The sequence below is a fragment of the Variovorax terrae genome, assembly GCF_022809125.1.
In the GTDB taxonomy this organism is placed as follows: domain Bacteria; phylum Pseudomonadota; class Gammaproteobacteria; order Burkholderiales; family Burkholderiaceae_C; genus Variovorax_A; species Variovorax_A terrae.
This window is the reverse complement of the sequence record NZ_JALGBI010000002.1, coordinates 577,907-597,176: the sequence shown is the minus strand read 5'-3', so window position 1 is coordinate 597,176 and position 19,270 is coordinate 577,907. Positions and strand designations below refer to the sequence as shown.

Below are 19,270 nucleotides of genomic sequence, written 5' to 3'. Positions count from 1 at the left end.
TTGGAACTGTCGTGCGGCCCGTGCGGGGCGTCAAATTGAATCGTTGTATCGGCTGATTCAGCCGCTGAATCTCGGCCTCTCAGCCGGCCGGCTGCAGGGCGCCGCTGTGCTGCGCCGCATCATGGAGCCAGCGCGGCTCCTGCGCGAACGCCAGCGCCGCCTGCAGCACGCGCGCCGGCCGGGCCTGCGCCGGCAGCATGAAGCCGACCGGCGTGCCGACCTCGGGCCGCACCAGCGGCTGCGCCTGCAGCCCGCCGTGGCCGCGCACCGCGGCCACCAGCGCCCCGGGCAGCACACTGCACAGCTCGCCGGCCTGCACGCTCAGCGCCAGCGTGAGCACCGAGTTGGTCTCCATGGCCGGCGCCACCGCCACGCCGGCGCGCGCGAAGGCCGCGTCGACGATGCTGCGGTTGTGCATGTCGGGCGTCAGCAGGCACAGCGGCAACGCCGCGGCCTCGCGCCACGGCAGCGGCGGCCCCAGGCGAAAGCGCGCGTGCGCCGGCGCGGCGCGGCGCAGCAGGAAATACTGCTCGGTGTACTGGGGCAGCACCGCGAAGGGCGCGGCGCGGCCGGCGCGCGGGTGCACCCGCTCGGTGAAGCCCAGGCCCAGGTCCAGCGCGAGGCTGTCGAGCCCGGCCTCGATCTCCTGCGAACTCAGCGAGCTGACCACCGGCACGATGCCCGGGTGCAGCGCGCGCAATTGGGCAGCAAAGCGCGCGGCCACCGGCAGCGCGGTTGGTACCACGCCGAGCCGCAGGCGCCCCACGGGCTGCTGCGCGCTGCCGCGCAGCGCCTGCTGCAGCGACTCGTGCTCGTGCAGCATGCGCTGGGCCGCGGCCAGCACCTGCTCGCCCTCGGGCGTGAGCCCGGCGTAGGTGCGCCCGCGCCTGACGATGGCGACGCCGAACTCCTTCTCGAGCGCGCGCAGCGCGTTGGACAGCGCCGGCTGCGTGATGTGGCAGGCCTGGGCGGCCCGCGCGAAGTGGCGGTGCTCGCTCAGGGCCACGAGGTAGCGCAGCGGAGCAAGCTGGTTCATGGCGCGAACGGCGGGGCGCCGCCCTCAGGTGTTCTTGCTGATGGTGATGGTCGGGAACTTTGCGGAAAAATCCTTGGCCTTGGCCGCGATGCCGACCGCCACCTGGCGCGCCACGGCCTTGTAGATGCCGGCCACCTCGCCGTCGGGATCGGCCACCACCGTGGGCTTGCCGCTGTCGGCCTGCAGGCGGATCTGCAGGTCCAGCGGCAGCGCGCCGAGGTAGTCCATGCCGTACTCGGCGGCCATCTTCCTGCCGCCGTCGGCGCCGAAGATGTGCTCCACGTGGCCGCAGTTGCTGCACACGTGCACCGCCATGTTCTCGACGATGCCGAGAATGGGCACGCCCACCTTCTCGAACATCTTGATGCCCTTCTTGGCATCGAGCAGCGCGATGTCCTGCGGCGTGGTGACGATCACCGCGCCGGTCATGGGCACGCGCTGGGAGAGCGTGAGCTGGATGTCTCCGGTGCCCGGCGGCATGTCGACGATCAGGTAGTCGAGGTCCTTCCAGTTGGTCTGGCGCAGCAGCTGCTCCAGCGCCTGGGTGGCCATCGGGCCGCGCCAGATCATGGCCTCGTCCTGGGCCACCAGGAAGCCGATCGACATCACCTGCACGCCGTAGTTTTCCAGCGGCTCCATGGTCTGGCCGTCCTCGCTCTCGGGGCGGGCGTCGATGCCCATCATCATGGGCTGGCTCGGGCCGTAGATGTCGGCATCGAGCAGGCCCACGCTGGCGCCCTCGGCGGCCAGCGCCAGCGCCAGGTTGACCGCGGTGGTGCTCTTGCCCACGCCGCCCTTGCCCGAGGCCACGGCGATGATGTTCTTCACATTGGGCATCAGCTGGACGCCGCGCTGCACCGAGTGGGCAATGACCTGGGTGCCGATGTTCACCGAGACGTTGTCCACGCCCGGCACGCCCTTGGCCGCGGCGATCAGGGCCCGGCGCAGGGCCGGGATCTGGCTCTTGGCCGGGTAGCCCAGTTCCACCTCGAACGACACGTCGCCCCCGCTGACCGCGAGGTTCCTGAGGGCCTTGGTGCTGACGAAATCCTTGCCCGTGTTCGGGTCCGTGACGGCCTGAAGGGCCTGCAACAACTGTTCCTGAGTGGGCATAGTCCTATTTCCTGTTCCGGGTGCAGTGTAGCCACAACCCATAAAATCGCAGGTTCCCCCGGAAAAACACCATGCCCGCACCCCGCCAGCTTTTCGTCACCACCGCCCTGCCCTACGCCAACGGCAAGTTCCACATCGGCCACATCATGGAGTACATCCAGGCCGACATCTGGGTGCGGTTCCAGCGCATGCAGGGCCACACGGTGCATTTCGTGGGTGCCGACGACGCGCATGGCGCGCCGATCATGATCGCGGCCGAGAAGGCCGGCAAGACGCCGCAGCAGTTCGTGGCCGAGATCGCGGCCGGCCGCAAGGAGTACCTGGACGGCTTCCACATCCGCTTCGACAACTGGCACTCCACCGACAGCCCCGAGAACACCGAGCTGGCGCAGCAGATCTACCGCGACCTCAAGGCCAACGGCCTGATCTCGAGCAAGACCATCGAGCAGTTCTTCGACCCCGAGAAGAACATGTTCCTGCCCGACCGCTTCATCAAGGGCGAGTGCCCCAACTGCCACGCCAAGGACCAGTACGGCGACAACTGCGAGGTCTGCAGCAAGGTCTACAGCCCGACCGACCTGATCAACCCCTACTCGGCGCTGTCGGGCGCGACGCCGGTGCTCAAAAGCTCCGAGCATTTCTTCTTCAAGCTGTCGGACCCGCGCTGCCTCGAATTCCTGAACCGCTGGACCACCAGCGGCGCGGTGCAGCCCGAGGTGCTCAACAAGATCAGCGAATGGCTCCGGCCCGACGAGCATGGCAAGACCGCGATGGGCGACTGGGACATCAGCCGCGACGCGCCCTACTTCGGCATCGAGATCCCCGACGCGCCGGGCAAGTATTTCTACGTGTGGCTGGATGCGCCGGTGGGCTACCTGGCCTCGCTCAAGAACTACCTGGGCAAGATCGGCGTGGACTACGACGCCTTCATTGCCGACCCGGCCGTGGAGCAGGTCCACTTCATCGGCAAGGACATCATCACCTTCCACACGCTGTTCTGGCCCGCGATGCTGCACTTCAGCGGCCGCAAGGTGCCGAACAAGGTGTTCGTGCACGGCTTCCTGACCGTGAACAACGGCGAGAAGATGAGCAAGAGCCGCGGCACCGGCCTGGACCCGCTCAAGTACCTGAGCCTGGGCATGAACCCGGAATGGCTGCGCTACTACCTGGCGGCCAAGCTCAACGGCCGCAACGAAGACATCGACTTCAACCCCGAGGACTTCATGGCCCGGGTCAACAGCGACCTGATCGGCAAGTACGTCAACATCGCGAGCCGCGCGGTGAAATTCGTGCCGGAGGGCAAGCTGCTCGCCACGCCCGCGAACGCCAAGGCCGTGGAACTGGTTGCCCAGGTGCGCGCGCTGTACGAAGCCCGCGAATACGGCAAGGCGCTGCGCGAGATCATGGCCTTTGCCGACGAGGTGAACCTGCGCTTCGACGGCGCCGCCCCGTGGAAGCTGGTCAAGGAAGGCAAGACCGCCGAAGCCGCTGAAGTCTGCTCCGAATGCCTGGAAGCCTTCAAGGTCATGACGGCTTGCCTCAAGCCCGTGCTGCCCGCGCTGGCCGCCGAGGCCGAGAAGTTCCTGAACTGCGCCGCGCTCGACTGGGCCAACGCCGCCACGCCGCTGGGGGCCGGCCACGCTGTCAGTAAATACGAGCACCTGATGCAGCGCGTGGACCCGAAGCTGCTCGACGCGCTGTTCGAGCCGCCGGCCGCGCCGGAGCCCGAGAAGCTCACACCCGGCGGCGAGGACATCGCCCCCACCATCACCATCGATGATTTCGCCAAGATCGACCTGCGCATCGCGAAGATCGTGGCCTGCGAGGCGGTGGAAGGCTCGACCAAGCTGCTGCGCCTGACGCTCGACGTGGGCGAAGGCAAGACCCGCAACGTGTTCAGCGGCATCGCCAGCGCCTACCAGCCGCAAGACCTGGTCGGCAAGCTCACGGTGATGGTGGCCAACCTGGCGCCGCGCAAGATGAAGTTCGGCCTCAGCGAAGGCATGGTGCTGGCCGCCAGCCACGCCGACGAGCAGGCCCGGCCGGGTATCCACGTGCTGAACCCCTGGCCCGGCGCCGAGCCGGGCATGCGGGTGCGCTGAGAACGCATCGCGCCGTCGGCCTCGAACGGCGGCCCCGGCGGCCGGGCTTCAGGCCCGGTGCAGCATCACGACCTGCGCCGCCTCGCCGGCGAAGCGCAGCGCCCGGGCGGGATGCTGCGCGATTTCGTCCAGCGTCTCATCCAGCCTGTCGAGCAGCTCCTCGGCGTTGTCGCCGGGCAGCGGCGCGCAGGCATAGGCCACGTGCAGGGCCAGCGTCACGCCCGGCGGCAGGCGCCGGCTGTAGGCCAGGCCCCGGGCAATGATGCTCTGCCCGACCTCGGAGGCCTGGTCACGCGTGACGCGCCCCTCCAGGATCAGCACGAAGTCGCCATCGCGGTGGCGCGCCACGGTGTCGCCCTCGGACGCGCAGCGGGCCACGCAGGCACCGGCCTTGACCAGCGCGGCCTGGGCGCCTTCCAGGCCATGCTCCTGCCGGATCGCCGGGCCGTTGCTCACGCGCACGCGCAGCACGGCCCCGATGGTCGGGTCGCGGTGATGCCGCTGCAGCAGGTGCTCCAGCCGCTCCACCAGCACGCGGTGGGTGGCCACCCCGGTCAGCGGGTCGACCCGCGACAGCGCGCCCAGGCGCACCTGGTTGTCGCGGCGCTCGCGGCTGCGGAAGTACAGCCCGGTGAGCAGCAGCGGGATCTCCAGCGCGGCGCCGATCTGCGCTCCGAACTGGGTTGCGAACGTCATGGGCAGCACGCTCAGATTGCGCAGGATCGAGAACATCGAGCCCACGATCAGCATCAGGAAGCCCGCCAGCACCCACAGCCCGACGCGCGGACGGCGCCAGGCGAACCAGCCCAGCGTGCCGAGCGTGAGCACGAAGGTGAGCAGGTAGAAGATATTGGAGAGGAGGAAGAACGGGTCGCGCCCGACCACCAGAAAGCCCAGCGAGATCAGGGCGCCGGCGATGCCGGCCGACAGCAGCAGGCGCGTCAGCAGGCGCGAGCCGCGCTCGGCCACCAGCTCGCGCAGCAGCAGGCTGGCCAGCACCGCCGCCATCATCGGCAGCACCACCGAGGCGATGTCGTTCCACCAGGCGTTGTGCGGCCAGAAATACTCGCCGGCCAGCCCCGTGAGCGAGAGCTGCCCCAGGCCGAGCACCACCACATAGGCCGCGTAGTACAGATGAATCGGATCGCGCCAGGACACCGCGTTGGTGCAGCTGAGCACCACCACCAGCACGATGAACCCCACGTAGCCACCCAGCAGCATGTGCCACAGCTTGCTCGATTCGTCGAAGCTGTGCGCATCCCACAGCAGCCAGCGCACGCCGATCGGATGGCTGTGCTGCACGCGCAGGTAGGTGGGGCGGGTTTCGTCCGGCTGCAGCACGAACTTGAACGCGGGGTGCAGGTAGCGCACCGGCCAGCGCGCCACCGGCACCATGTCGCCGGCGCGCTCCACCTGCCAGCCTCCCGCACTGTCGGGGCGGTACAGATCCACCCCGTCCATGCCCGGATGCGGCACGGTCAGGATCGCAGCCCGGGGGCTGGACACGTCGGGCAGCTGCAGCTGGTACCAGACGGCATGCCCTTCGCCGGTGGGCAGGGTCTTGTCCGGGTCGACCGGCCGGGCGTCGCCGTGCTGAAAGCGGGGCAGCACCTCGTCCAGGCTGAGCTGGCCCGAATCGTCCACCCAGTAGGTGGCCGGCACCTGCACACCGGGCCAGGCCGGGGCCGGCTCGGAGGCAGCCTGGGCCAGCAGGCACAGGCAGGCCGCCAGCAGGAAGGCCACGAACCGCCGACATCCCATCCCGTCACTGATCATCAAGCCCTCCATCAGGCCACTCCAGCGCCTGCAGCGCCACTGTACCAAGCATGGGCGCAAGCGTACACTGCAGCCAGTCATGCCTTTGCACCACCCCCCGTTCGGCCCGCTGCTGTTGTCGCGGCGGCGCCTGTTCATCACGCGGCTGCACCATTGCGGGCCTCCGGAGCTGCACTGAACCGTTTTCTGTTCAGTTCAACCCCGGAGGTTTCATGTTTTCCCCTTCTTTCGAATTCCGGCCCAGGCTGCTCAAGGCGCTGAGCGGCTACGACCGCGAGCGGCTGGCGCGCGACATCGGCGCCGGCCTGACCGTGGGCATCGTCGCGCTGCCGCTGGCCATGGCCTTCGCCATCGCCTCGGGCCTCAAGCCCGAGGCCGGCCTGTGGACGGCGATCATCGCGGGCTTCCTGATCTCGGCCCTGGGCGGCTCCAGCGTGCAGATCGGCGGACCGGCCGGCGCCTTCATCGTGATCGTCTACGGCATCGTCGAGCGCTACGGCCTGGCCAACCTGCTGATCGCCACCGCCTGCGCCGGCGTGCTGCTGTTCCTGATGGGCTTCTTCCGGCTCGGCACCCTGGTGCGCTACGTGCCGGTGAGCATCGTGATCGGCTTCACCAACGGCATCGCGGTGCTGATCGCGCTGTCGCAACTCAAGGATCTGCTGGGCCTGGACATCCAGCACATGCCGGCCGATTTCTTCTCGCAGATCCACACGCTGGCCCTGCACCTGCACAGCCTCAACCTGTACGCATTGGGCCTGGGCGCGGCCTGCCTGCTCGGCCTGTTCGTCTGGCCGCGGCTGTGGCATGAGCAGTCGCGCCTGCAGCAGGCGCTCAACCTGCCGATCCCGGGCATGCACCGCGCGGTGCGCACCACCGGCCGCATCCCCGGCCCGATCGTGGCGCTGGCCACGCTCACGCTGCTGGCCTGGGCGCTCGACCTGCCGGTGGAGACCATCGGCAGCCGCTTCGGCGGCATTCCGCAGGGCCTGCCCGCCTTCGCCCTGCCCGCGTTCTCGTGGGAGACCGTCAAGCTGCTGGTCACCCCCACGCTGACCATCGCGCTGCTGGGCGCCATCGAGTCGCTGCTGTGCGCGCGCGTGGCCGACCAGATGACCACCGGCACGCGCCACGACCCGAACCAGGAGCTCATGGCCCAGGGCGTGGCCAACTTCGTGGTGCCGTTCTTCGGCGGCATGCCGGCCACCGGCACCATCGCGCGCACCGTCACCAACATCCGCTCGGGCGGCAGTTCGCCGGTGGCCGGCATGGTGCACGCGCTGGCGCTGCTGGCCATCGTGCTGGTGGCTGCGCCGCTGGCGAAGGCGGTGCCGCTGGCGGTGCTCGCGGGCATCCTGCTGTTCGTGGCCTGGAACATGGGCGAATGGCACGCGTTCGGCCGGCTCCGGCACTACTCGAGCCACTACCGCATGCTGATGCTGGGCACCTTCGCGCTCACGGTGGTGTTCGACCTCACGGTGGCAGTGGAGGTGGGCCTGCTGCTGGCTTGCGCGCTGTTCGTGCGGCGCATGAGCTCGCTGTTCCAGGTGCGCGAGACCGCGCGCTCGGACGGCGCCGTCACCTACCGGCTCTACGGCTCGCTGTTCTTCGGCGCGGTGGCCAAGATCGACCCGGTGGTGCAGGCAGTGGAAACCTCCCCCGCGCCGCTGCGGGTCGAGCTCGATGCCGCGCAGCTGATCTCGCTGGACACCAGCGGGCTGGACGCGCTGGAGCAACTGCTCAAGGTGATCCACCAGCACGGCGGCACCCTGCACCTGCTGCACCTCAACGAACAGCCGCGCTCGCTGATGGAGCGCACCGGCTTCGCCGCCAGGCTGGCGGCGCAGCCGGCCTGAGCCGGGCCTAGTCGAAATCCCACAACCGGTGCAGGTCGAGCTGCAGCCGGTGGTACGCGTGCAGCGCCTCCACCGTGGCCACATCCGCCTGCCGGCGGGTGTCATCGCCGGCACGCTGCGCCGCCAGCAGCTCGGCCACCCCGGCCTCGCCCAGTGCATAGGCGCGCGTCATGCGGGCCAGCGCGGCCTGCTGCTGGCGGCTGGCCTCCTGCAGCGCCCGGGCGGACTCCAGCCCACCCTGCAGCGTCGCCCACAGGGACTCGAACTCGGCCTGCACCTTGCGCTCCACGCGCTGGTGGCGCGCCTGGGCGGCGCGCGCATCGGCCTCGGCCGCCGCCGCCTGCGCGTCCCGGTAGCCGCCGCCCAGCGGAATCGACAGGCTGACGCCGATCACGCGCTCCGCGCCGGCGCGCTCGAGCGACATGAAGGCGCCGACCGTGGGATCGGGACGGCGCTCCAGGCCGGTGCGCACGGCCTGCTGCTGCAGCCGCTCGTAGTCCGCGCGGGCCAGCCGCAGTTCGTGGCTCGCCTGCACATAGCGCGGGCCCAGGTCCTGCGGCGACCCCGGCGCCTCGCGCGGCAGCAGCTCGCCCAGGCGCTGCGCCTCGCCCGGCGCAGCGTCCGGCGGCGGCAACCGCAACCCCGGGAACTGGCCCTGCAGGGCGGCCTCGCCGGCCCGGGCCGCCGCAGCCGCCGCCAGGCCGGCCGCGCGTGCACGCTCCAGGTCGGCGCGCGCCAGTGCGAGGTCCAGCGCCGCCGCATCGCCCTGCTTCACCCGGGCCTCCACGGCGGCCGCCAGCGCCTGCGCCTGGGACTGCGCGCGCAACTGGGCCTGCCACTCGATGCGCAGGCGCAGCGCCGCGAACCACTGCTGCAGCAGCTCGCGTGCCAGCTCATGGCGCGCATCTTCCAGCGCCACCCCGGCCTGCGCGCGCGTGGCCTCGGCCAGCGCGGCATCGGCGGCGGCCTTGCCGCCCAGGCGCAGCGGGCGCTCGATCATCAGTTGGCCTTCGGTGAAGCGCTCCTGCGGATTGCGCACGATGCGCCGCTGCGGCGTGGCCCGCAGCACGAACTCGTGCGGCCCGCGCTGCAGGGCGTCGGCATGGGCCGATTGCGACGCGCGCTCGGCATCGGCGCTGGCGATCGCCGGATGGTTCTCCAGCGCCTGGCGCACCGCGGCTTCGTCGGGCAGCCCCGCCTGGGCCCAGGCCTGAGCCGCATGCCAGGCCACAACCGCCGCCACAGCACGGCGCATGACAAACAGCGTGTTCATGCCTGCACCTCCTGGGAATCGACGGGGAGCGAATGGTCACGGTCTGGTGGCGGCCGCCCGAATCGCTCGAACAGCATGGGCAGCAGCAGCAGGGTGAGCACCGTCGAGGTCACCAGCCCGCCGCACACCACGATGGCCAGCGGCCGCTGGATCTCCGAGCCCGGCCCGCTGGCGAACAGCAGCGGAATCAGCCCCAGGGCCGTGATACCGGCCGTCATGAGCACCGGCCGCAGCCGGCGCCGGGCGCCTTCGCGTACCACGCGGTGCATGGGCTCGCCCTGCTGCAGCAACTGGTTGAAGTACGACACCAGCACCAGCCCGTTGAGCACCGCGATGCCCAGCAGCGCAATGAAACCCACCGAGGCCGGCACCGACAGGTACTCGCCCGAAAGCTTGAGCGCGGCGATGCCGCCGACCAGCGCGAACGGGATGTTGGCGAACACCAGCGCGGCCTGGCGCGCCGAGCGGAAGGTGAGGAACAGCAGCGCGTAGATCGCCGCCAGCGCCACCGGCACCACCAGCGCCAGCCGCGCGGCGGCGCGCTGCTGGTTCTCGAACTGGCCGCCCCACTGGAGCCGGATCTCGCGGGCCAGGCCCAGCGTGGCCACGGCGGCCTGGGCCTCCTCGACGAACCCCGCCAGGTCGCGCCCCTCGACGTTGATCTGGATCACGGCGAAGCGGCTGCCGTTCTCGTGGTCGATGCGCACCGGCCCCTCGGTCTGGCGCAACTGCGCCAGGCTGGACAGCGGCCAGCTCTGGCCCGCTGGCGAGCGCACCACCAGCGCGCCCAGGTTCTGCGGCGCCTCGCGCACCTGCTCGCTGCCGCGCAGCACCAGCGGCGTGCGCACCACGCCCTCGGCGATCAGGCTCAGGGTCTCGCCCTCGATCTGGTTGCGCAGCGTCTCCTGCAGCTGGTCGGCGCTGAAGCCGGCCTGGCCCGCGGCCAGCCGGTCCACCCGCAGCGACAGGTACTGCATGCCCTCGTTGCGCGGCGCGATCACCTCGCTGGCGCCGCGCAGCTGCCGCAGGCGCGCGGCCACCTGCTGCGCGGCCTGGTCGATCTGGTGCAGGTCGTTGCCGAACAGCTTGAGCGCCACGTCGCCGCGGCTGCCGGTCAGCATTTCCGAGACCCGCATCTCGATCGGCTGCGTGAAGCTGTACGCCACGCCGGGGAACTGCGCCATGACGCGCCGCACACCGTCCATGATGTCCTCCTTGCTGCCGCCCCATTCCTCCTTGGGCCTGAGCACCAGGAAGGTGTCGGTCTCGTTGAAGCCCATCGGGTCCAGCCCCAGATCGTCGGCACCGGCACGCGCCACCACCGAGCGCACCTGCGGCACGCCGGCCAGCAGGGCCTGCTGCACCCGGGTGTCGAGCGTGGTGGAAGCGCCCAGCGAGATCGAGGGTAGCTTCTGCAGCTGCACGATCAGGTCGCCCTCGTCCAGCGTCGGCATGAAGGTCTTGCCGGTCAGCGCATACAGCACGGCGGCCGCGGCCAGCAGCAGCCCCGCGGCGCCGAACACCGGCCGCGGGTGCGCGAAGCTGGCCTGCTGCAGCCGCGCAAAACCGCGCTGCAGCCAGCGGATCAGCCACGGCGGCTCGGCGCCGTGAGCCTTGAGCAGCACGGCGCACAGCGGCGGCACCACGGCAAAGGCCACCACGGCCGAGACCGCCAGCGCCAGCACGATGGTCTGCGCCACCGGCGCGAACAGCTTGCCCTCCAGCCCCTGCAGCGACAGCAGCGGCAGGAACACGATGGCGATGATGGCCACGCCCGACAGCACCGGCACGGCCACCTCGCGCACCGCCTCGCCCACCAGGGCCAGCAGCCGGGCGCGCGGCACCGGGCCCGCGACGGCCTGCGCCTCCTGGGCCAGCCGCGCCTCCACGTTCTCCACCACCACCACGGCGGCGTCGACCAGCATGCCGATCGCCACCACCAGGCCGCCCAGGCTCATCAGGTTGGCCGTCAGCCCCACCCGGCCCATCAGGAAGAACGTGACCAGCAGGGTCAGCGGCAGCGTCACCGCCACCACCAGGGCCGGCCGCAGCCCGCCCAGGAACAGGTACAGCATCACGACCACCAGCGCGCAGGCCTCCAGCAGGGCGCGCAGCACCGTGCCTGCGGCCCGCTCCACGAGGTCGCCGCGGTTGTAGAACACCTCGATGCGCAGGCCCGGGGGCAGCTGCGGCTGCAGCTCGGCCAGGCGCTGCCCGACCGCTGCGACCACCTCGCGCGCGTTGGCGCCGCGCAGCCCCAGCACCAGGCCCTGCACGGTCTCGCCGGTGCCGTTGCGCGTCACCGCGCCATAGCGCGTGGCCGCGCCCAGGCGCACGGTGGCGACATCGCCCACGGTGACGACACGCCCCTCGCGCTGCGCCACCACGATCTGCGCCGCGTCCTGCGTGCCGAGGATGCCGCCCTCGACGCGCACCGCCAGCGCCTCCTCGCCGCTGTCCAGGCGGCCGGCACCGTCGTTGCGCGCGTTCGCCAGCAGGGCCTGGCGCAGCTCGGCCAGCGTGACGCCACGGCCGGCCAGGCGCTGCGGGTCGGGAATGACCTCGTAGCTGCGCACCTCGCCACCCAGCGCGTTGACCTCGGCCACGCCCGGCAGGGTGCGCAAAGCGGGCCGGATCACCCAGTCGAGCACGCGGCGGCGCTCGGCCAGCGAATGGCCCTCGCCCTCCAGCGTGAACATGAACATCTCGCTGAGCGGCGTGGCGATGGGCGCGAGCCCGCCCGCGGCGCTGGGCGGCAACTCGCGCATCACGCCGGCCAGCCGCTCGCTGACCTGCTGGCGCGCCCAGTAGACATCGGTGCCCTCGTCGAAATCGATGGTCACGTCGACGATGCCGTACTTGGCCATGGAGCGCACCATGCGCTTGTGCGGGATGCCCAGCATCTCGATCTCGATCGGCGTGGCCACCCGCTGCTCCACCTCTTCCGGCGTCATGCCCGGCACCTTGAGGATCACCTTGACCTGGGTCGGCGAGATGTCGGGAAACGCGTCGATCGGCAGTTGCAGGTAGGCCAGCGCGCCCATCACGGCCGCCGCCAGGGCGAGCGCCAGCACCAGCCAGCGCTGGCGCAGGCTGGCCTCCATCCATCGGTTCAGCATCATGGCTCTCCCTGCAGCAGGCCCTTGAGGGCCGCGATGCCGGTCGCCACGACGCGGCTGCCGGCGCCCAGGGCGCCTTGCACCACTGCCGTGTCGTCATCCGCCGACCAGGGCCGCACGGCCACCGGGCGCACCGTGTCGCCCGAGGCCACGAACACGGCCGGCTGGTTGCGCCACTGGAACACCGCGCGCGCCGGCACCTGCACCAGGGCCTGGCCCGCGGGCAGCGCCTGGGACGGCGCGGCAAGGCGCAGCTGCAGCGGCACCGACTGGCCGGCCTGCAGCCGGCCGGCCTGGGTCACGCCGATGCGCACGCGCTGCGTGGCCGAGCCGTCGAGCGCGGGCACCACGGCCAGCACCGTGCCGGCGGCCTCGTGGGTCGGCATGAGCGCGGCGTCGCCGGCACGCGGCAGCGCCGCGGTGGCCGGCAGCAGGGCTTCCACCTCGAGCTGCTGGCCCTGGGCCAGCCGGAACAGGGTGTCGCCGGCCGCGAAACGCTGGCCGGCCACAGCATTGACTTCGATCACGGTGCCGGCGGCCGGCGCCACCAGCACGGGCTGGGCCTGCGCTGCGGCCTGGATGCCGCTGCCCTGCAACACCTGGGTGCGCGCCAGCAGCGCGGCGCGGGTTTCCTGCACGCGCGCCTGCGCGGCGCGCCAGCGGGCCGCGGGAATGATGCCTTCCTCGTACAGGGCGGCATCGCGGCGCAGCGTGCCTTCGGCCAGATCGGCCTGGGCGCGCGCCTCGGCCTGGGCGCGCCGGGCTTCAAACCAGTCCGGGCTGTTGAAGTGGGCCAGGGCCTGGCCGGCCCGCACGGCGCTGCCGGGCGCCACCAGCAGGCGCGACACCGCGCCGGCAAACGGGGCGGCGACGGCGGATTGCGCGCCCAGGGCCGGCTGCACGCGGCCGGTGGCCGCCACCACCAGGTTCTGCACCGCCTTGGCGGGCACCAGGGCGATGCCCAGGGCCTGGCTCTGGGCGGCGCTGATGCGCAGTTCGGCGGGGGGCGCAGGCGGCGCCACGGTCTGGGCCTGGCCGGCACAGCACCAGGCCAGCCAAGGCAGCGCCCACAGGGGCGCCAGAGACTTCAACATGAAAAACTCCTGACAAAAGCAAAACGACCGCGGCGCCCCGTCACAGGGAGCCGCGCGGACTCACGAAAAGCTCAGGAGAAAACGGGAGGCGCCAGCGCGGGCGGCGGCGCGTTGGGCGGGCGCGAACGCGGCGTGAACAGCACGCGCCGAACCCGGGCGGCCCGCCGCGCCGTCGCCGCCAGGTACAGGCCGGGCAGCAGGGCCAGCACGGCGAAGAACGCGGGCGCCAGCGCGAGGAAGATGGCGGGAGAGGCAAACACGGCGCGCAGCCCGGGCTCCACGCTCACGGCGGCGCCCTCGGAGGCATCGCCGGGCGACGAAGGAACTGCTGCCGCCGCCTCGGCGCTGCGCGGCGCCTGGTAGGTCGGCGCCTTGCTCAGGTGGACATGCCAGCCCGCCAGCCGCGACGCGCCGAAATGGCCGTGCACCAGGGGCCCCAGCACCTGCAGCAGCACCAACAGCAGCACCAGCCACGTCCAGGGCGTGAGGCGTCGGTGCGATACGGGGCGATGCATGGGCCGATTATAAATTTCCCGCTGGCGCTACGGCCCGCTGTTGCCCTGCCCGGGCGTGGTGTCGAGCACCGACTGCGTGGAAACCACCCGCAGCTCGGCATTGAACACCGCGGTGAAGATCTTCGCGTCGGCCTGGTTCGGGCCGTCCGCGTAGCGCCAGTCGCAGTGGGTCTCGTTCTTCAGTAGGAACGGCGTGACCTTCATCGGCTTGCCCAGGCTGCGCCGCACCTCGTCCAGCGTCATGCCGGGCTGCACCCGGGCGAAGTTCTCGGGCGTCAGCACCTGGCGCAGCGCGCTCATCCTGCCGTCCGCGCCGATGGTGATCATGTAGTTCTTGTGGCCGGCGGGCTGGCGGTTGTACTCGAAGGTGCGGGCGCCGCCGGGCTCGTCCCAGACTTTTTCGGGCTCGCCGAAGCGCGCGCGCACGTCGGCTTCGGTGGAAACGCCCTCCTCCAGTTCGCTGATGCGCTGGGGGTCGCAGCCCACCAGTCCCAGCAGCGCAGAAATCAATCCCATGGTGCAAATCCTCGTCCACATGGTGGCCCCGGTAAAATTGAGCAAACGAGGTCCAGTTTATGTCCATCTTCCGCCGCCCCCATTACCAGTCCGAAGTCACCCAGTTCATCGAGCAGCTCAAGGCCGAAAAGCCCGACCTGGAAGCCCAGCAGCGCGCCGGACGCGCCCTGCTGTGGGACAAGAGCGTGGACCGCAGCGCCTGGGAAGAGTACCGCGAGGCCGAAGTGCCGCAACAGCCCTACGTCTACCAGACCCATGCCTGACAGCCATCAAAAATGGCAGATGTCCTCGTCCCGTGGACATTTCATGCTATTGATTTGATAGCGATTTCATGACTTCCCCCACCGACACCGCCGATCTGGCGCCCGCGGAGGCCCCGCTCGCGCCGGGCATGCCCGAGGTGGTGGACCAGGTGGCGCTGGCCCGGCTCTATGGCGAGCCGCTGTTCGCGCTGCCGACCGACCTCTACATCCCGCCCGACGCGCTGGAAGTGTTCCTGGAGGCCTTCGAGGGCCCGCTGGACCTGCTGCTCTACCTGATCCGCAAGCAGAATTTCAACATCCTCGACATCCCGATGGCCGGCGTGACGCGCCAGTACCTGACCTACGTGGACGAGATCCGCAGCCACAACCTCGAGCTGGCGGCCGAATACCTGCTGATGGCGGCCATGCTGATCGAGATCAAGTCGCGCATGCTGCTGCCGCCCAAGAAGACGGCCGAGGGCCAGGAGCCCGAAGACCCGCGCGCCGAGCTGGTGCGCCGCCTGCTCGAGTACGAGCAGATGAAGCTGGCCGCCGCGCGCCTGAACGAGGTGCCGCAGCTGGGCCGCGACGTGCTGCGCGCGCAGGTCTACATCGAGCAGTCGCTGCAGCCGCGCTTTCCCGACGTCCACCTGGCCGACCTGCAGGAGGCCTGGCGCGACATCCTCAAGCGCGCCAAGCTGGTGCAGCACCACAAGATCACCCGCGAAGAGCTCAGCGTGCGCGAGCACATGAGCATCGTGCTGCGCGCGCTGCAGGGCCGCAAGTTCATCGAGTTCGAGAGCCTGTTCGACCCCGCGCGCGGCGTCCAGGTGATGATCGTGACCTTCATCGCGATGCTCGAACTCGCCAAGGAAACCCTGATCGACATCACCCAGGCCGAGGCCTTCGCGCCGATCTACGTGCGCCTGGCCTTCACTCCCACCTAGCCGACCGCCAGCCCGGCAGCGGCGGCGGTAACGAAGTCATCCCCCGTGAAACCCTCCCCCTCCCCGCACCGCGATTTCGACGTGCTGATCGTCGGCAGCGGCCTGGCCGGCCTGTCGGCCGCGCTGCACCTGGCCCCCACCCACCGCGTGGCGGTGCTCACCAAGCGTGCCATGGCCGACGGCTCCAGCGGCTGGGCCCAGGGCGGCATCGCCGCCGTGCTGAACGAGGGCGACAGCTTCGACTCGCACGTGGACGACACCCTGGTGGCCGGTGCCGGCCTGTCCGACCCCGCGGCCACGCGCTTCGTGGTCGAGCATGCTCCGGGGAGCATCGCCTGGCTGCGCGAGCTGGGCGTGCCGTTCTCACTGCAAGACGGCCAGCTGCACCTGACGCGCGAAGGTGGCCACAGCGCGCGCCGCATCGCCCACGTGACCGACGCCACGGGCGCGGCGGTGCAGAAGACCCTGATCGAGCACGTGCGGCGCACGCCCAACATCACGCTGTTCGAGCACCACACGCTGGTGGACCTGATCACCGGCAAGAAGCGCGGCCTGCCGATCAACCGCTGCCTGGGCCTGTACGCGCTGGATGAGCGCATCGACCAGGTCGTGACCTTCCGCGCGCCGCACACCATCCTGGCCACGGGCGGCGCCGGCAAGGTCTACCTCTACACCACCAACCCCGACACTGCCACCGGCGACGGCATCGCCGCGGCCTGGCGCGCGGGCTGCCGCGTGACGAACATGGAGTTCATCCAGTTCCACCCGACCTGCCTGTACCACCCGCACGCCAAGAGCTTCCTGATCTCGGAAGCGGTGCGCGGAGAGGGCGGGCGGCTGCTGCTGCCCGATGGCACGCGCTTCATGCTAGCCCACGACCCGCGCGCCGAGCTGGCGCCGCGCGACATCGTGGCGCGCGCGATCGACTACGAGATGAAGAAGCATGGCCTGGACTGCGTGCACCTGGACATCTCGCACCAGCCGCTGGCCTTCATCCAGCAGCACTTCCCCAACATCTATGCGCGCTGCCTGGAGCTGGGCATCGACATCTCGAAGCAGCCGATTCCCGTGGTGCCGGCCGCGCACTACACCTGCGGCGGCATCCACACCGACCTGCAGGGCCGCACCGACCTGGCCGGCCTGCACGCGATCGGCGAGACCGCCTACACCGGCCTGCACGGCGCCAACCGGCTGGCCAGCAACTCGCTGGTCGAATGCATGGTGTTCGCGCGCTCGGTCGCGCAGGACATCCTGGCCACCGCGCTGCCCACGCCCCCGGCGCTGCCCGCCTGGGACGACAGCCAGGTGACGGACGCCGACGAATCGGTCGTGATCTCGCACAACTGGGACGAGCTGCGCCGCTTCATGTGGGACTACGTGGGCATCGTGCGCACCAACAAGCGGCTGGAGCGCGCGGCGCACCGCATCGCGCTGCTGCAGGGCGAGATCCAGGAGTTCTACGCCAACTTCCACGTCACGCGCGACCTGCTGGAGCTGCGCAACCTCGTGACCGTGGCGGAGCTGATCGTGCGCTCGGCCCAGTCGCGCCACGAGAGCCGGGGCCTGCACTTCAGCCGCGACTACCCGCAGACCGAGCCGCTGGGCCAGCCCACGGTGCTGACGCCGCCGGCCTGAGCGCGCCCGGCCTCAGCGGGCCAGCCGCTGCGCCATGGCGACGAAGGCATGCAGCGCCGGGTTGTCGTTGGACGGCCGGTAGGCCAGCCCGAGCTGGTAGCGCACCGGCGCGCGGCCACGGCGCACCTGCAGGTAGGCCACCTGCCCGATCTGCACCGAACGCATGGCCTGCGGCACCAGCGCCACGCCCAGGCCGCTGGCCACCAGCGCGAGGATGGTCTGCATCTGCGAGGCCACCTGCACGAAGTTCGGGATGAAGCCGCTTTCGCGGCAGGCCGCCACCACCACGCTCTCGAAGCCCGGCCCCTCCTGGAAGGTGAAGCCCACGAAACTCTCCGCCGCGAGGCTGGCCAGCTGCACCCGCTTCTGCCCGCCAAGCGGGTGGTCTTGCGGCACGGCCAGCACCAGTTCCTGCTCGGCAAAGCTCTCCACCCGGAAATCCTGCGCGTCGTACAGCGGCGGCACCACCACGCCGAGGTCCGTGCTGCCGCTGACCAGCGCCTCCATCTGCTGCGAGGTGGTGGCACCATGCAGCACCAGCTTGACGTCGGGGTAGTCGCGGCGAAAGGCGCGCAGCAGTCGGGGCACCACCTCCAGCCCCGCGCTCGGCACGAACGACAGGCCGAGCGTGCCGAACTTACCGGCCGCCGCGCGGCGCGCCACGTCCATCGACACCTGCGCATGGTGCAGCGTGCGCTGCGCCTCGCGCAGAAAGGCCTCGCCCGCGGCCGTCACACGCACGCCGTGGCGCGAGCGGTCCAGCAGCGTCACGCCCAGGCTGGCTTCGAGCCGCTGCACCGCCACGCTCAGCGGCGGCTGCGAGACATGCAGGCGCTCGGCCGCGCGGCGGAAGCTGCGCTCCTCGGCCACGGCGACGAACTGGCGAAGCTGGCGCAGGTCCATGCGAGTTCCTTGATCGGCCCGGTGATACGAAGATGCTATCACCAGCCCCTGCAAATGGTATTTGACTGAGCCTCGGCCTTCCCCGAGCATGGGTCCAACGCCGAGGCTGCGCGCCGCGGCGGAGACGGCCCGCCCCACGCCGCGGCCCCCGATGACCTGTGCAGGAACACGCCGATGCAAGCCTCGCTTCTGGAAGAACTCACCCCGGTGCCCAACCCCTACCCGATCCGCTCGGAACTCGAATACCCCGAGGCCTGGCGCCTGTGCCAGCAGTCGCGCGAGCTGGCCTGGGACCCGCGCGACATCGACTTCTCGGACCTCGCGGCGGCCGATCTTCCCGCCGAGGTGCGCGCCGCCGGCGCCGAGTGGTGGAGCCTGCGCGCCTGGATGGAGCATGGCGCCATCCCCTACGGCGCCGAGCGGCTGCGCGAGGCGATCTTTTCGCACCAGCCGTTCGAGATCAAGCAGCACATCGTGAACTTCATCGCCGAGGAGCTGCGCCACCACGAGGCCTCGTTCCTGATCGCCCAGGGCCTGGCCGGCTACCAGGACGAGCCGCGCGCCGACTACTTCAAGCAGGTGATCCCGCGCTTTCACGACGAGAGCGACGAGAAGGCCATGAGCTTCTACGCGGGGCTGGCCGTCAACACGCTGTTCGAGCAGCTCTCGGGCGAGCTGCTGCAGGCGCGCTACGAGAACGCGCGCTTCGCCTCGATCCGCAGCGCCTGCCAGCTGATCCTGCGCGACGAGGCGCGGCACATCCAGTTCGGCCGCATCATCATGCGGCGCTTCTTCTCCTCGCTCTCGGCGGCCGAGCGCCGGCTGATCGGCGAGAAGGTCGCCAAGAAGCTGCGCGGCAGCCTGCTCAACGGCGTCTACGCCGTGGTCAACCTGCCGCCCGAGGAGCGCGCGCGCGCCGGCCGCAACCGGGCGCTGGCCGCCGAATACGGCCTGGGCGCGACCCACCCCGACCAGGAGATCGCCATCATCAAGCGCGCACTCGACCAGATCCGCGAGGACATCGCGCCCTACGGCGTCGAGATTCCCGAGGTGCGCGAGGTGGACCAGGCGGCGCCGCTGGCCCTCCCATGAGAAACCATCCCCGCGCTTTCTGCCCCTCTGCAGCCATTCCCACCCCACGGA

Annotated in this window: 15 protein-coding genes; 6 read left to right on the top strand and 9 right to left on the bottom strand. The window is 70.7% G+C overall.

All coding sequences use genetic code 11. The features are described from left to right. Positions 1–79: 79 nt before the first annotated feature. Both MMF98_RS18280 and apbC read right to left on the bottom strand, forming a co-directional pair. On the bottom strand, positions 80–1,036 hold the full coding sequence (locus MMF98_RS18280; RefSeq protein ID WP_243308294.1) for a LysR substrate-binding domain-containing protein: 957 nt from the start codon (positions 1,034–1,036) through the stop codon (positions 80–82). 24 nt (positions 1,037–1,060) lie between these two features. Next, a complete protein-coding gene (gene apbC / locus MMF98_RS18275) occupies positions 1,061–2,149 on the bottom strand; it encodes an iron-sulfur cluster carrier protein ApbC (protein ID WP_243308292.1) in 1,089 nt (362 codons plus the stop codon). 71 nt (positions 2,150–2,220) lie between these two features. Here apbC and metG point away from each other — a divergent pair, with 71 nt between their 5' ends. Next, entirely contained in the window at positions 2,221–4,251 is a 2,031-nt protein-coding gene (metG, locus tag MMF98_RS18270; RefSeq protein WP_243308290.1) for a methionine--tRNA ligase, read from the top strand. A 48-nt stretch (positions 4,252–4,299) separates the two neighbouring features. Here the strand turns inward: metG and MMF98_RS18265 are convergent, their stop codons facing one another. Then, positions 4,300–6,027, bottom strand: a complete 1,728-nt coding sequence (locus MMF98_RS18265; RefSeq protein WP_243308280.1) for a sensor domain-containing diguanylate cyclase — start codon at positions 6,025–6,027, stop codon at positions 4,300–4,302. A gap of 212 nt (positions 6,028–6,239) precedes the next feature. Between MMF98_RS18265 and MMF98_RS18260 the strand changes: the two genes are divergently transcribed. Next, positions 6,240–7,883, top strand: coding sequence for a SulP family inorganic anion transporter (locus MMF98_RS18260; protein WP_243308275.1), 1,644 nt, complete (start codon positions 6,240–6,242; stop codon positions 7,881–7,883). Positions 7,884–7,890: 7 nt separating this feature from the next. On the opposite strand, the gene MMF98_RS18255 is transcribed toward MMF98_RS18260, so the two are convergent. The 5 genes from MMF98_RS18255 to bamE all read right to left on the bottom strand — a co-directional run bounded on the left by MMF98_RS18255 (position 7,891) and on the right by bamE (position 14,400). Beyond that, positions 7,891–9,156, bottom strand: a complete 1,266-nt coding sequence (locus MMF98_RS18255; protein ID WP_243308274.1) for a TolC family protein — start codon at positions 9,154–9,156, stop codon at positions 7,891–7,893. Next, positions 9,153–12,275: an efflux RND transporter permease subunit gene (locus MMF98_RS18250; protein ID WP_243308691.1), complete on the bottom strand. Its 3,123-nt coding sequence runs from the start codon at positions 12,273–12,275 to the stop codon at positions 9,153–9,155. Before MMF98_RS18250 ends, MMF98_RS18255 begins: the two co-directional genes overlap by 4 nt. Continuing rightward, on the bottom strand, positions 12,275–13,369 hold the full coding sequence (locus MMF98_RS18245; RefSeq protein ID WP_243308273.1) for an efflux RND transporter periplasmic adaptor subunit: 1,095 nt from the start codon (positions 13,367–13,369) through the stop codon (positions 12,275–12,277). Before MMF98_RS18245 ends, MMF98_RS18250 begins: the two co-directional genes overlap by 1 nt. A gap of 71 nt (positions 13,370–13,440) precedes the next feature. Continuing rightward, on the bottom strand, positions 13,441–13,884 hold the full coding sequence (locus tag MMF98_RS18240; protein ID WP_243308272.1) for a hypothetical protein: 444 nt from the start codon (positions 13,882–13,884) through the stop codon (positions 13,441–13,443). Between the two features lie 27 nt (positions 13,885–13,911). Beyond that, positions 13,912–14,400: an outer membrane protein assembly factor BamE domain-containing protein gene (gene bamE / locus MMF98_RS18235; RefSeq protein ID WP_243308271.1), complete on the bottom strand. Its 489-nt coding sequence runs from the start codon at positions 14,398–14,400 to the stop codon at positions 13,912–13,914. Between the two features lie 59 nt (positions 14,401–14,459). Between bamE and MMF98_RS18230 the strand changes: the two genes are divergently transcribed. The 3 genes from MMF98_RS18230 to nadB all read left to right on the top strand — a co-directional run bounded on the left by MMF98_RS18230 (position 14,460) and on the right by nadB (position 17,224). After that, positions 14,460–14,663 (top strand): DUF3460 family protein, encoded by a 204-nt coding sequence (locus tag MMF98_RS18230; RefSeq protein WP_243308270.1) that lies wholly within the window; start codon positions 14,460–14,462, stop codon positions 14,661–14,663. 68 nt (positions 14,664–14,731) lie between these two features. Next, complete coding sequence (locus MMF98_RS18225; protein ID WP_243308264.1) at positions 14,732–15,589, top strand: segregation and condensation protein A; 858 nt, start codon at positions 14,732–14,734, stop codon at positions 15,587–15,589. Between the two features lie 45 nt (positions 15,590–15,634). Next, positions 15,635–17,224 carry an L-aspartate oxidase gene (nadB, locus tag MMF98_RS18220; protein ID WP_243308262.1) on the top strand — a complete coding sequence of 530 codons (1,590 nt, stop codon included), beginning with the start codon at positions 15,635–15,637 and terminating at the stop codon, positions 17,222–17,224. Positions 17,225–17,236: 12 nt separating this feature from the next. On the opposite strand, the gene MMF98_RS18215 is transcribed toward nadB, so the two are convergent. Further along, positions 17,237–18,127 carry a LysR family transcriptional regulator gene (locus MMF98_RS18215; protein ID WP_243308260.1) on the bottom strand — a complete coding sequence of 297 codons (891 nt, stop codon included), beginning with the start codon at positions 18,125–18,127 and terminating at the stop codon, positions 17,237–17,239. Positions 18,128–18,301: 174 nt separating this feature from the next. Between MMF98_RS18215 and MMF98_RS18210 the strand changes: the two genes are divergently transcribed. Continuing rightward, entirely contained in the window at positions 18,302–19,219 is a 918-nt protein-coding gene (locus tag MMF98_RS18210; protein WP_243308258.1) for a diiron oxygenase, read from the top strand. The last annotated feature ends 51 nt before the right edge of the window (positions 19,220–19,270 follow it).